Origin of the sequence: Prauserella muralis (assembly GCF_003202285.1) — a bacterium.
Taxonomy (GTDB): domain Bacteria; phylum Actinomycetota; class Actinomycetes; order Mycobacteriales; family Pseudonocardiaceae; genus Prauserella_B; species Prauserella_B muralis.
In genome coordinates this window covers 1,021,913-1,034,273 of record NZ_MASW01000007.1, presented here as the reverse complement: position 1 = coordinate 1,034,273, position 12,361 = coordinate 1,021,913, and the positions used below count along the sequence as shown (strand labels likewise).

Annotated in this window: 14 protein-coding genes; 8 read left to right on the top strand and 6 right to left on the bottom strand. The window is 73.1% G+C overall.

From position 1 onward, the window contains the following. Nucleotides 1–43: 43 nt before the first annotated feature. Nucleotides 44–1,174 (bottom strand): polyprenyl synthetase family protein, encoded by a 1,131-nt coding sequence (locus BAY60_RS34540; RefSeq protein WP_112285544.1) that lies wholly within the window; start codon nucleotides 1,172–1,174, stop codon nucleotides 44–46. Nucleotides 1,175–1,180: 6 nt separating this feature from the next. On the opposite strand from BAY60_RS34540, the gene BAY60_RS34535 reads away from it, so the two are divergent. The 3 genes from BAY60_RS34535 to BAY60_RS34525 all read left to right on the top strand — a co-directional run bounded on the left by BAY60_RS34535 (nucleotide 1,181) and on the right by BAY60_RS34525 (nucleotide 4,949). Continuing rightward, nucleotides 1,181–2,065, top strand: coding sequence for a methylenetetrahydrofolate reductase (locus BAY60_RS34535; RefSeq protein ID WP_112285543.1), 885 nt, complete (start codon nucleotides 1,181–1,183; stop codon nucleotides 2,063–2,065). 17 nt (nucleotides 2,066–2,082) lie between these two features. Then, nucleotides 2,083–3,750, top strand: a complete 1,668-nt coding sequence (locus tag BAY60_RS34530; protein ID WP_112285542.1) for a DUF885 domain-containing protein — start codon at nucleotides 2,083–2,085, stop codon at nucleotides 3,748–3,750. 290 nt (nucleotides 3,751–4,040) lie between these two features. Continuing rightward, nucleotides 4,041–4,949, top strand: a complete 909-nt coding sequence (locus tag BAY60_RS34525; protein ID WP_245992933.1) for a DMT family transporter — start codon at nucleotides 4,041–4,043, stop codon at nucleotides 4,947–4,949. Here the strand turns inward: BAY60_RS34525 and BAY60_RS34520 are convergent. The 3 genes from BAY60_RS34520 to BAY60_RS34510 all read right to left on the bottom strand — a co-directional run bounded on the left by BAY60_RS34520 (nucleotide 4,940) and on the right by BAY60_RS34510 (nucleotide 6,730). Further along, nucleotides 4,940–5,542 (bottom strand): AAA family ATPase, encoded by a 603-nt coding sequence (locus tag BAY60_RS34520; protein WP_112285541.1) that lies wholly within the window; start codon nucleotides 5,540–5,542, stop codon nucleotides 4,940–4,942. The genes BAY60_RS34525 and BAY60_RS34520 overlap by 10 nt on opposite strands. Nucleotides 5,543–5,636: 94 nt before the next feature. Then, nucleotides 5,637–6,203, bottom strand: coding sequence for a GNAT family N-acetyltransferase (locus BAY60_RS34515; protein ID WP_112285540.1), 567 nt, complete (start codon nucleotides 6,201–6,203; stop codon nucleotides 5,637–5,639). Further along, nucleotides 6,200–6,730 (bottom strand): YbaK/EbsC family protein, encoded by a 531-nt coding sequence (locus BAY60_RS34510; RefSeq protein WP_112285539.1) that lies wholly within the window; start codon nucleotides 6,728–6,730, stop codon nucleotides 6,200–6,202. The genes BAY60_RS34515 and BAY60_RS34510 overlap by 4 nt, the downstream gene beginning before the upstream one ends. A 124-nt stretch (nucleotides 6,731–6,854) precedes the next feature. Here BAY60_RS34510 and BAY60_RS34505 point away from each other — a divergent pair, with 124 nt between their 5' ends. The 5 genes from BAY60_RS34505 to BAY60_RS34485 all read left to right on the top strand — a co-directional run bounded on the left by BAY60_RS34505 (nucleotide 6,855) and on the right by BAY60_RS34485 (nucleotide 10,916). Continuing rightward, nucleotides 6,855–7,295 (top strand): VOC family protein, encoded by a 441-nt coding sequence (locus tag BAY60_RS34505; RefSeq protein ID WP_112285538.1) that lies wholly within the window; start codon nucleotides 6,855–6,857, stop codon nucleotides 7,293–7,295. Between the two features lie 218 nt (nucleotides 7,296–7,513). Continuing rightward, on the top strand, nucleotides 7,514–8,062 hold the full coding sequence (locus BAY60_RS34500; protein ID WP_170160640.1) for an SAV_6107 family HEPN domain-containing protein: 549 nt from the start codon (nucleotides 7,514–7,516) through the stop codon (nucleotides 8,060–8,062). Continuing rightward, the gene (locus BAY60_RS34495) at nucleotides 8,062–8,826 is read left to right on the top strand and encodes a maleylpyruvate isomerase family mycothiol-dependent enzyme (RefSeq protein WP_112285667.1); all 765 of its coding nucleotides are present in this window, start codon (nucleotides 8,062–8,064) and stop codon (nucleotides 8,824–8,826) included. Before BAY60_RS34500 ends, BAY60_RS34495 begins: the two co-directional genes overlap by 1 nt. 123 nt (nucleotides 8,827–8,949) lie before the next feature. Beyond that, nucleotides 8,950–9,708 carry a VOC family protein gene (locus BAY60_RS34490; protein WP_112285537.1) on the top strand — a complete coding sequence of 253 codons (759 nt, stop codon included), beginning with the start codon at nucleotides 8,950–8,952 and terminating at the stop codon, nucleotides 9,706–9,708. A gap of 116 nt (nucleotides 9,709–9,824) precedes the next feature. Then, the gene (locus BAY60_RS34485; RefSeq protein ID WP_425466507.1) at nucleotides 9,825–10,916 is read left to right on the top strand and encodes a GNAT family N-acetyltransferase; all 1,092 of its coding nucleotides are present in this window, start codon (nucleotides 9,825–9,827) and stop codon (nucleotides 10,914–10,916) included. 13 nt (nucleotides 10,917–10,929) lie between these two features. On the opposite strand, the gene BAY60_RS34480 is transcribed toward BAY60_RS34485, so the two are convergent. Both BAY60_RS34480 and def read right to left on the bottom strand, forming a co-directional pair. Further along, nucleotides 10,930–11,637, bottom strand: coding sequence for a VldE C-terminal domain-containing protein (locus BAY60_RS34480; RefSeq protein ID WP_112285536.1), 708 nt, complete (start codon nucleotides 11,635–11,637; stop codon nucleotides 10,930–10,932). Between the two features lie 144 nt (nucleotides 11,638–11,781). Then, the gene (gene def, locus BAY60_RS34475; RefSeq protein WP_112285535.1) at nucleotides 11,782–12,282 is read right to left on the bottom strand and encodes a peptide deformylase; all 501 of its coding nucleotides are present in this window, start codon (nucleotides 12,280–12,282) and stop codon (nucleotides 11,782–11,784) included. Nucleotides 12,283–12,361: the final 79 nt, after the last annotated feature.

Genomic DNA, 12,361 nt, shown 5'->3' with positions numbered 1-12,361 from the left:
GCGCCCAGGTCCGCGAGTTCTGCGTTGCGGTAGGGCGCACCCGTCAGAACGTCCGCTGCGTCGCCCGCGCGGCGAGCTCGGTCAGCCTGCTCACCGCGGGCTCTGCCAGCCCGGCCGTCCCCAGCGTCGCCAGTGCCGACTCCGTCAGCGTGCCGATCCGGCGCTCGACCTCGGCGGCGGCGCCGACGTCCACGAGCGCCTGCCGGACCGACTCGACGCCCTCCTCGGCCAGTCCGGCGTCGCCGATGGCGGCGGCGATCACCTCGCGCTCGCGCGTGCGGCCCTGCTCCTCGGCCCGTTGCAGGCCGAGCGCCAGCAGCAGGGTCCGCTTGCCCTCGCGCAGGTCGTCGCCCGCGGGCTTGCCGGTCACCGACGGGTCGCCGAACACACCGAGCACGTCGTCGCGCAGCTGGAACGCCACGCCCAGGTCGCCGCCGAACTCCATCAGCCGCTCGACGACCTCCGGCGGCGCGCCCGCCAGCGCCGCCCCCAGGTGCAGCGGACGCTGCACGGTGTAGGCCGCCGTCTTCAGACGGTCGACCCGCAGCGCGGCCTCGGGGGAGGCGTCGCCGGTGGCCTGCGTGTGCACGTCGAGGAACTGCCCGGCCAGCACCTCCGTGCGCATCGCCCGCCACGCGGGACGCCCGGCCGCGAGGGTGGACGGCGAGAGCGGCGCCTCGGCGAACATGTCGTCGGCCCACGCCAGTGCCAGGTCACCGATGAGCACGGCGGCGGCCAGCCCGAACGAGTCCGCCGAGCCCAGCCAGCCGGCGTCGGCGTGCCGTCCGGCGAAGGCCACGTGCACCGTCGGGGAGCCGCGCCGCGAGTCGGAGGAGTCGATGACGTCGTCGTGGATGAGCGCGCATGCCTGGATGAGCTCGAGGCTCGCGACGACCCGCAGCACGCCGGCCGCGTCGGCTCCGTGCGGGTCGCCACCCGTGCCGCGCCAGCTCCACCACGCGAACGTCGGGCGCAATCGCTTGCCGCCGCCCAGCACGAAGTCGCGCAGCGCCTTCGTCGCGGGCTCGAACACGGGCTCGCTGCGCCTGATCGGCTCGCTGGCCGCGTCGAGGAAGTCGGCCAGCGCCGCCTCGACGTGGGCGGGCAGGTCGGCGTCGTAGTCGGTGTCGCTCACGCCACCATCGTCCCAGGTCGGGATCACCGCCAGTAACATGTGCGCATGACGTCGGTGCTCGAGCGGCTCCGCGGTGAGCGCCCGGTCTTCTCCGTGGAGTTCTTCCCGCCGCGAGACGCCGCGGACGAAGCCGCGCTGTGGCACGCCATCCGTGAGCTGGAGCAGCTGGACCCGGCGTACATGTCGATCACCTACGGCGCGGGCGGCTCCAGCCGCGACGGCACGATCCGCAGCATCGCCAGGGTCGCGACCGAGACCACGCTCGTGCCCATGGCGCATCTCACAGCGGTCAACCACTCGGTGGCCGAGCTGCGCAACGTCATCGGCTGGTACGCCGCCGTCGGCGTGCGCAACATCCTCGCGCTGCGCGGCGACCCGCTGGGCGACCCGTACGGCGAGTGGGTGCCGCACCCGGACGGGCTGAGCTACGCCGAGGAACTCGTCACGCTGGTGCGCTCGCTCGGCGACTTCTGCGTCGGTGTCTCGGCGTTTCCCTACGGCCACCCCCGCTCGCCGGACCTGGCCACCGACACCGCGCACCTGGTGCGCAAGTTCGACGCGGGCGCCGACTTCGGCATCGCACAGCTGTTCTTCGAGGCCGAGGACTTCCTGCGGCTGCGCGACCGCGTCGCCGCCGCGGGTTGTGCCGCGCCGCTGATCCCCGGCATCATGCCGCTCACGACGCCGCGCACGCTGGCCAAGACCATCGAGCTCTCCGGCGTGCACGCCCCGCGCCGCCTGCTGGACCGGCTCGAACCGCTCGCCGGGGATGCCAAGGCGTTCCGCGCCGAGGGGCTCGACGCCGTCACCGAACTGTGCGAGCGGCTGCTCGCCGAAGGCGTTCCCGCGCTGCACTTCTACACGTTCAACCGGTCCAAGGCGACACGCGAGCTGGTGGGCAGGCTGGGACTGGTCCCCGCACGCGCGTGAGGCGGTAGCGTGCGCCCATGCGTGTGCACGAGATCTGCGACCAGTTCGTCGACGACTTCGCCGCCGCCCACCCCGTGGTCGCGACCATGGTCGGCGTCACCGGCTACGACGACCAGCTCACCGACTACTCCCCGGAAGGGCACGCCGCGCGGGCCGCACTCGCGCGCAGGGCGCTCGGCGACGTCGAGGCGGCCGAACCCGCCGACGACGGCGAACGGGTGGCCAAGGCCGTGTTCACCGAGCGCGTCGGCCTCGACGTCGAGATCCACGAGGCGGGGCTCGACGTCGCGGCGCTGAACGTGATCGCCAGCCCGGTGCAGGACATCCGGATGGTCTTCGACCTGATGCCGCACGAGACGGCCGGACAGTGGGAGACCATCGCCGCCCGCATGGCGAAGGTGCCCGCCGCGCTCGACGGCGTCCGCTCCTCGCTGCTGGCCGCCGCGGAGGCGGGCAACGCGCCCGCGCTGCGGCAGGTCGGCAAGGTGGCCGAGCAGGCCGAGGTGTGGGCCGGGCTCAGTGGGGGTTCCGGGTTCTTCGTGCCGATGGCCGAGCAGGCGGACGTGCCGGAGACCCTGCGCGGCGAGCTGCGGCGCGCGGCGCAGTCGGCGCAGGAGGCCTACGCCGAGCTGGCCGGGTTCCTGCGGGCGGAGCTGGCGCCCGAGGCGCCGTCGAAGGACGCGGTCGGCGAGGACGTCTACCGGCTGTGGTCGCGCTACTTCGTGGGCTCCGCACTGGATCTGCGGGAGGCCTACGAGTGGGGCTGGGAGGAGTTCACGCGGGTGGAGCGGGAGGCCAGGCAGGTCGCCGAGCGGATCAAGCCCGGTGCCACGCTTGCCGAGGCCGCGGAAGCGCTCGATGCCGACGCTCGCTATCTCGTGCGCGGGCGGCAGGCGTTCGAGGACTGGATGCAGGGCCTGTCCGACGACGCGCTGAACGCGTTGCGCGGCAAGCACTTCGACATCCCGGACCCGCTGATGGCGCTGGACTGCCGGATCGCGCCGCCGGGTGGCGGCGTCGGCGCGTACTACACCGGCCCGACCGAGGACTTCTCCCGGCCGGGAACGATGTGGTGGTCGCTGCCCGCCGACAAGGACGAGTTCTCCACGTGGCGGGAGGTCAGCACCGTCTACCACGAGGGCGTGCCCGGCCATCACCTGCAGATCGCGACCGCCGTGTACCAGGCCGCCTCGCTGAACCGATTCCAGCGGCTGCTGGCGGTCACCTCGGGGCATGCGGAGGGCTGGGCCCTCTACGCCGAGCGGCTGATGCAGGACCTGGGTTTCCTCACCGACGACGGCAACCTGCTCGGCATGCTCGACGCCCACCTGTTCCGGGCCGCGCGCGTGGTGGTCGACATCGGCATGCACCTGGAGCTGGAGATCCCCAAGGGCACCGGCTTTCACGAGGGCGAGCGGTGGACACCGGACCTCGGCCTGGAGTTCATGCTCACCAGGACGATCACCGACGCCGACCACGTGCACGACGAGATCGACCGCTACCTGGGCTGGCCGGGGCAGGCGCCCGCGTACAAGCTCGGCGAGCGGCTGTGGCTGCAGGCCCGCGAAGAGGTGCGGCGCAGGCAGGGCGACGCCTTCGACCTCAAGGACTTCCACACCCGTGCGCTGCGCATGGGCGGCATGGGCCTGGACACCCTCACCGAAGAGCTGGCCAGGCTCGCCTGAACGCCGCTGCTGTCCTCCCACGACCGGCCGTCTGACAGGTCGTGGGAGGACAGCGGCACCCGGTATGCTGACCGTCATGCACCGGGTTTTCCGCAGTACCCCGCCGCCCCGCTCCTGAGCGGGGCGTAGCTGGCTGGAACAACAGCACAGCCGAGTCAGTCACCCGCCGTACGGCCATCCCGTGCCGTGCGGCGTCGTCGTGCACGCCGTGATCGCGTGAGCTGCCGATCGCGTCTCTGCCGCCCCGCGTCGTCGTCTCTTCCCTTCACTACGACGTAGGAGCGTTGCTCGTGCTGTCTTCTTCCACCGCCGTGCGCACCTCGCGCGCCGGCGTCGCCAGCCTGATCGCCGCCGGGGTGCTGTGGGGCACCGGCGGCCTGGCGGGCTCCGTCCTCGCCGCGAGGGCGGACCTGCACCCCCTGTCCGTGGCCGCCTACCGCCTGCTGCTCGGCGGGGGCTTCGCGGTGTTGTTCCTGTGGTTCACCGGAGGCCTGCGCGCGCTGCCGCGCACGCGGGCCGTCGCGCGCCGCCTGCTGGCCGCGGGCGCTCTGCTGGCCGTGTTCCAGGCGTGCTACTTCGCCGCCGTGGCACTCACCTCGGTGAGCCTGGCGACGATGACCACCATCGGCAGCTCGCCGGTGTTCGTGGCACTGGCCACCGCCGTGCTGGACCGGCGCAGGCCCACCACGCCGACGATCCTGTCGATCGCGGGCGCGGTGGCCGGGCTCATCCTGCTCACCTGGTCGCCCGGCGGCGCAGGCGAACGCTGGCAGCTGCTCGCCGGGCTGGTGCTCGCGCTGGCCTCGGGCGCGGGCTTCGCCGCGCTCACCCTGGTGACGCGGCGGCCGGTCGAGGGCCTGGACTCGTTGCGCACCACGGCGTTCGGGCTCCTCGGCGGCGGGGTGCTGCTGCTGCCCGCCGCCCTGTGGCTCGGGGCGGGCCTGCCGTGGGACGCCGGGGTGCTCGCGGTCGCCGCCTATCTCGGCGCCGTGCCGACGGCACTGGCCTACGTCGCCTACTTCCGGGGGCTGAGCCGGTCGCACCCGGTGCTGGCGGCGCTGTCGGCGTTGCTGGAGCCGCTCACCGCGGCGCTGCTGGCGGCCGTGCTGCTCGGCGACCGGCTGGGCGTCGCGGGCTGGTGCGGCGCCGCGCTGCTCGCCGCCTCGATCGCCGTGAGCTACTGGCGGCCTCAGCGCTGAGCGCTCGGGAGGCGTCGCCCGGGGACGTCACCCGACCGTTCCACCCGCAACCCGCGCCGTGCGGACTCGCGCTCCACGACGGTGGCGGTGTGCCAGCCCCGTGGCACCGCACCAGCCACCAGCCGGGCGCGGGTCCGCGGGGCGTTGCGGGCATGGCGGGAGAACGACCAGCCGAGCAGCACCCGGCCCCGCCTGCGCTGCCCGGCGAGCGCCTCGGGCACGCTGCAGTCGATCCACAGCAGGTGCCGCGACCGCCCGGTGAGCACGCCGAGCACGACGAACGCGGCTCTGGCGACGGCGCCCGTCGCCGGGTCGTGCACCAGCAACGGTCCCCGCGCGCGGACGGCGGCGGTGAGCAGCCGGAGCAGGTGCAGCACGTGCACGAGCGGGCGGTACCAGGAGTAGGGGAGGCCGTCGGGCAGCGTGCGCGCGAGCCGCGCCCGGACCTGGTCGGTGTCCAGCACGGTCAGTGGCCGCACCGCCTCGACGTCGCGCAGCAGGGTGCTCTTGCCCGCTCCTGGCAATCCGGCGACCACGACGAGTCCGTGGTCGGCAACGCGCAGGACGAGCCGGTCGGTGGGCGGGGAGGTCATGCACCCGCCAACGTGGCGGCGCCGGGACGCGTTCCTCCGCACGGGTCCGCACGGAGGATTCTGGGCGAACTCACAGGCTCGCCTGCGGGCAGGGTCATTCGAGCGGCAGCGTGCGGCCGAGGATGGCGAACGGGCGGGGATCGCCCGCAAAGTGATAGTCCCGCAGCACGTCGAGAAAGCCGAGCCTGCGATAGAGCTTCCACGCCCTGCTGGTGCCCTCGGGCGTGGAGAGCAGCACGTGGCGCTGCCCGACGTCCTCGACGAGGCGGCGCAGCAGGTCCTCGCCGGTGCCCCGGCCCTGCCGGTCCGGCCGCACGTGGATCTCGGTCAGCTCGAAGTAGTCGGCGAGCCACCGCTCGGCGGCCTGCTCACCCGCCCGCTCGACGAGACCCCTGCGGACCTGCTCGTGCCACCACTGGCCCTGGCTGCCGCGGTAGCCGTACGCGAGCCCGACGAGCGCGTCGTCGGAGTCCAGGGCGGCGACGCACCGCCAGCCGTCGCGCAGCACGTGCGTCAGCCACATGGGCGCCCGCTGCTCTGCGGTGCCCGGGGGGTAGTTCATCGCCGCGACATAGAGCGAGAGCGCCTCGGGCAGCCGGGCCCGGAACTCGTCGCCGGAGAGCCGGGCGTAGCGCCGGTGCCGGGACGACATGGCCGTCATCGCGGCACGCCCTCACCGGGCTCGCCCGCGACGTCGGCGGCACGGCCACCGGTGAGGGTGAGCAGGTCGTCGAACGTGGTGGGAAACACCGACTTCGCGTGCCCCGCGGCCGCCCACACCACGTCGTAGCGGCGCAGCGCCGTGTCGACGAACGTGATGAGCCTGCTGGGGTGACCGACGGGTGCGACGCCTCCGATGACCTGACCGGTGTGCTCCTTGACGAAGGCGGGGTCGGCCTTGCCCACCTCGTCGGCGCCCGCGAGCACGGCGAGGGTGCCGGTGTGCGCGCGGTGGGCGCCGGAGGTCAGCGCGAGCAGCGGCGCGTCGGCGGCCGCGCCGGGAAGGACCGCCCGGAAGACGAGGCTGTTGGCGATGGCCCCGACCTCGACGCCGAGCGCGGCCGCGGCCTGCGCGGCGGTGCGCACCTCCGAGGGAAGGATGCGGATGCCCTCGGCGGCGGTGTGCTGGCCCGCCTCGACGAGTGCGGCGGCGACCTTGGCGATCGCCGGGTGCTCGAGGGTGCTCATACAGGTATGAGATCACGGCCCCGCCGCTGTGCGCGACGCCGGGAGCGTGTCGAGAACGCCGCGGCGGCTTCGTCTCAGGATCGGACGCGGCCACCACGGCCGCAGCACACCGAGGAGGCCCAGCATGACGATCCAGCGGATGGACAACGTCCTCATCGTTGTCGACGACCTCGACGCCGCGATCGCGTTCTTCGTCGAACTCGGCATGGAGCTGGAGGGAAGGGCGCCGATCGAGGGACGTTGGGTGGAGCGTGTCATCGGGCTGGACGACGTCCGGCAGGACGTCGCCATGCTGCGGACACCGGACGGCCACGGCCGGATCGAGTTGGCGATGTTCCACACCCCGAAGGCGATCGCCACCGAGCCGAAGGACGCGCCCGTGAACACGCTGGGTATTCGCCGGGTCATGTTCGCCGTCGACGACATCGAGGACGTCGTCGCCCGTCTGCGCGCCCGCGGCGCCGAACTCGTCGGCGAGGTGGCGCGGTACGGGGACAGCTTCCGGCTCTGCTACGTCCGCGGCCCGGAGGGCATCGTCGTCGGGCTGGCCGAACAGCTCGGCTGAGGGCCTGCCGCGTCGCGTCATCGGTCACGACCGGGCTCACAGCCGTGGCCGCTTGAGCCCACGTCCGCCGCGAGCTATGGTGGATGTGTTCGAACATACGTTCGACATCCGGTGGAGCGCTCTCCGGACCGGTCCCCGGGGCGCGGGTGGGGGAAGCACCTGCGCACCGGGGGCCATCCTTCCCCGCTCCATCTTGGCTCGAGAGAGGGAGGTGGGCCATGTCCGTCGCGTACGCATCGCGTCGTGGCCCAACATCGCGCAAGGCCGCAGTCCGGCGAGACGGCGCGGCGGCACGGGACGGCTCGGGGCAGGCCGCACTGCCCATCGAGCTGCGCCCGCCCGCGGCGCCCGCCGCCGTGTCGTTGCTCACCCACGCGCGGCACGGCATCGCCGAGGCGGGCACCGAAACCGATCCGGTCGCCCGGTTCACCGCGTCCTACCTGTCGGCGTTGCGGGCGGCCGCGGCCATCCTGGCGGCCAGGGGCCGTCCCCACCGGGGCAGAGCCCGCCCCGAGAGCGTGTGGACGCTGCTCGGTGCGGCGGCGCCGGAGCTGGAGCAGTGGGCGGCGTTCTTCGCGGCCCACTCCGCACGGCAGGCCGAGGCTCAGGCGGGCATCACCCGGCGCATCACCGGCACGGCGGCCGACGACCTGTTCCGCAACGCCGGGCAGTTCGTGTCGCTGGCACAGCGGGTGGTGCACGGCTCGCCACCGGAGCGGGTGGCCCAGTGCGGGGCGCGGCCGCAGGTCCGCTCCCGGAGCAGATGATGCCGGGTCAGGCACTGATCGATCACGGCAGGCTGCTGGAGGCTCTGGGATACGAGGTGGAGCTACTGGTCGAAGGGTCGCGCTCCGCGCCGCACGACCTGCCGGCGCGGACGTGTCCCGGGTGGACGGTGGGCGAGGTCGTCCGGCACGTGGGGAGCGTCTACCGCGTGGCGCTGGCCTGGCTCACCGAGAGCAGGCAGCCGCGAGACTGGCAGCGGGCTCCGGCACCCGGGCAGACGGTCGAGAACTACCTGAGGCAGGGCTTCGTCGACCTGACCGAGGCGCTGGCGTGGCACGCTCCCGGTGAGCGGGCCGCCACCTGGTGGCCCGCCGACGGAACGTACGGGTTCTGGACCCGGCGGATGGCGCACGAGACCACCATCCACCGTTTCGACGTCGAGGACGCCGCCGCCATGGAGCACGCGGAGATCCCCGGCGACATCGCGGTCGACGGGGTGGACGAGGCGCTGGCGCTGTGGTTCAGTCACCGGCTGCCGAAGCTGGGCCTCAGCGGCACGCACACCGCCTCCGTGGCGGTGCGGACGGGCGGCCACACGTGGATCGCCCGCGCGGGGCCGGCGGAGACCGTGGCCTGGCGATGTTCCGACCAGGAGGCCGCCCGCGCGGATGCGGTGGTGTCCGGCGATCCGGTGCTCGTGTACCTGTGGTTGTGGGGCCGGGAACGGCTCGGAGCGGTCACGGTGGACGGCGACGACGACGCGGTGGGCCAGTTGTGGGCGCTGATGCGGCTGGCGACGCGATGAGCCGGAACGGAACGGCGGGGTTGTGGGGAAGCAATGCCCGCCGTTTCCGGCCCGCAGCCGCCGGCGCGGAACAAGCGGTGCCGCGCTGGGCGAACGGCACGAACACCGCTTAGATTGCAGCGTATGGGCACCACTCTGGCGAGGCTCTCGATCGACGCGCTGGACCCGGCCGCTGTGGCGCGGTTCTGGGCGGAGCTGCTCGGCTGGCAGGTGGTTACGGAGACGACCGGCGAGGTGACGGTGCGCGGGCCCGCGCCGCGTGGTGCTGCGGTCGAGCTGGCCTTCGTGCCCGTCGCGGCGCCCAAGGAGGTGAAGAACCGGATTCATCTGGACGTGGCCAGCGCCACCGCCGAACACCAGCGGTCGCTTGTGGACAGTGCGGTGGAACGAGGCGCGCAAAAGGCGGATATCGGGCAGGGGCCGGCCCCGTGGGAGGTGCTCGCCGATCCGGAGGGCAACGAGTTCTGCGTGCTGGAGCCCCGCCCCGAGTACGCGGACACCGGGGCTCTCGCCGCCATCGTCGTCGACGCCTACGAGCCCAGGGTGCTCGCGGAGTTCTGGGCGGCGGCACTCGGCGGGACCGTCGTCCGGCGCTACCCCGAGCTGGTGGGCCTGCGCATGCCGGACGGCGAGGGGCCATGGCTGGAGATTCTGCAGAACGACGACCTCGTGCCACAGGGCCGCCGGATCCGCCCCGTGGTCGTGACGGGCCCCGGTGCCGACGTGGAAGCCGAGGTGGCGCGGCTGTCCCGGCTCGGCGCCCGCCCGCTCGAATCCGCCGGATCGGCGGAACGGGCGGCGCGGGCGTTCGCCGATCCGGAGGGCGGTGCGTTCGAGCTGGAGGAGGCTGCCCGCCCGTTCGATCGGCAAGGCGGCCAGTAGCGCGTCCTGTCGTCGTCGGCGGACGTTTCCGCTCGGTTGCGCGGGGCGCCACTCCGGAGACACACGCGAAACACTGGCGCCGCCGACCAGCAACACCGGTCCGCAAGCGTGGGGTCATGGAGATTCGCCGTGCTCGCGAGACCGCGCGTCCCGCACCACTCGCCGCCTGGCCGGGCGGTGAACCCGGGTCCGCGACCGGAACCTGGCGGCTGCGGGTCCGGATGGACGACCGCCCGGGAACGCTCGCCAGGCTCGCGATCCGCCTCGCCGACCTCGAATGCAACATCCTGGGGCTGGCTGTGCTGCCCGTGCCGGGCGGAGTGCTCGACGAGATCGTCCTGCGCCCCGCCACCGGGCTGACGCGCGCGCAGCTCGTCCGCGCACTACGCGACGAGGACTGTGAGTGCCTCGGCGTCACGGATGCCGACGTCCGGGAACTGGTCGACTCCTCGGCCGCAAGCCTCGCCGCCGCCACCCGTGCGATCGCCGACCCGGCGGCGCTCGCCGACGCCGTGCGCGACGTGCTGGCCGCCGACATGGTCACCGTCGTGCCCGGCGGTGAGGCCAACCCCGGCCGCACCGAGGGCGGCCATCGTGCGGTGTTCGCCGCGGGCGCGGATCGCATGGTGGTCGCCCGGCGGCTGTGGGCACCGTTCGTGCGGCAGGAACTGGCCAGGGCCGAAGCCCTGCTGTGCCTGCTCGGAGCCGTGCGGGCCAACGTCGCCGGACCCGCCGTCGTGACGTGCGCCGATGGCGCGAGCGTCGTGCTGCGCGAGGGCAGGCCGGGTGACGCCGACGCGGTGCTCTCGCTGCATGGGCGGTGCTCACCGGCCACGCTGTTCCACCGTTACCACACGGGCATGCACACGGTGCCCCGCCGATGGCTGCAGCGGTTGCTGCTGCCGCCGGGAGGGACGAGTGTCGTCGCGGCGTGCGGTCGCGACGTGGTCGCGCTCGGGCAGGTCATCCCCGAGCCGGGCGGCGACGTCGCCGAGATCTCCCTGCTCGTGGAGGACGCCTGGCAGCGCAACGGCCTCGGCGCCGCCCTCCTGCGGCGCCTCGCGGTGCTCGCGACCGCCCGCGGGCACCGCGAACTCGCCGCCGTGTGCCTGCCCGGAACGGACGGCGTCCGCCGCACGGCGCTGCGCGCGGGCCTGCGGGCGGCCCCGGCGCCCGACGACACCGGGGTGCTGCGCATCGAGCTGTGACGCGGACGCCCGCTCAGCAGGTGACCGACACGTCGGCGCCGGCCTCGAACGACACGTGGACGTGGTCGTAGTGGTTGGCGGTGGCGCTGCCCCGGTCCTCCATCATCGACCAGCCGCCGCCGTCGTTGTAGCGCTGGCTCCAGATCACGTACGTCACGGCGAACTCGGACTGGTGGGCCAGCACGTAGTCGGCGAGCGCGTCGCCGGTGGCGGAGTCGACCATGAAGTCCAGTGCCAGGCCGGACGGGTGGTCGCTGCTGCCGGAACGGTCGCTGACGCCACCCACGGAGTCCACGTCGAACTTGGTGAGGATGTGGTTGCCCACCTGTGCCACGTGCGGCTGCGTTCCCTCCAGCGACGTGGAGCACGACTCCGGCGGCGGAGGTGGAGGTGGCGGCGGAGGTGGTGGCGGTGCCGGCTTCTTCTTGGTGGTCTTCGGCACCGTCGTGGTGGGCGTGGGCTTCTCCGTCGTGGTGTTGCGGGTGGTGGTGGTCGTTGTCGGCGGTGGGGTGCTGCTGCGCCGGGCCGGCGCGCTCCTCACTCGCTCCGGGGTTGACGTTCCTGCGTGGGCGGCGAGTGCCGCGCCATCGGTGTCGGCGCCCTTCCAGATTCCCCCGATGATCCAGACAGTGGCGACGAGCAGGCTCGCCGCGAGAACGCCCAGCATGGCGGGCTTTCTCCAGGACGGCGAGTCCTTCTTCGCGCGATGTCTACCGGTCATCTCGTTCCTCGGCTGGGTGGGTGCGGCGAGAGCCCGGCCAGATTACGAACAGACAACGGCGAAGTCACGAACGAGTGGTAATGGACACAGATCGTCAGCATTCGGGCGTATTGATCGCCCGATGGATTAGGGCGTTCGGCGGTGTTACCGGGACCAGAACCAGTCGCGCTGCCGCGCTTCGCGCAGCGCGGCACGCCTGCGCTCGGAAGTGAGCCGGTCCAGATACAGCAGGCCGTCGAGGTGGTCGGTCTCGTGCTGCAGGCACTGGGCCATGACGTCCTCGCCCTGCACGGTCACCGGCTCGTTGCGCAGGTCGACGCCGCGGACGACGGCCCGCTTGGCGCGGACGGTGGGAAACCACAGCTGCGGCACCGACAGGCAGCCCTCGTCGATCTCGTGAGTCTGCTCGGAGAGCTCCACGATCTCCGGGTTGATCACGTACCCGATCTCGCCCTTGACGTTGTAGCTGAACACCCGCAGGCTCACCCCGATCTGGGGTGCGGCCAGCCCGGCCCTGCCGGGTGCGTCGACGGTGTCCAGCAGGTCCTGCACCAGCGCCTGCACCGACTTGTCGAACCGCGTCACCGGATCGGCGGCGGTCTTGAGCACCGGGTCGCCGAAGTAACGCAATTCCCGCACGGCCATTCTCGAGATCCTCTCCACTCGCGCCGTGCAGCCTAGCTCCCGTTCAGAGGGCTGCCGGCGCGAGGTGATCGGGGTGCAC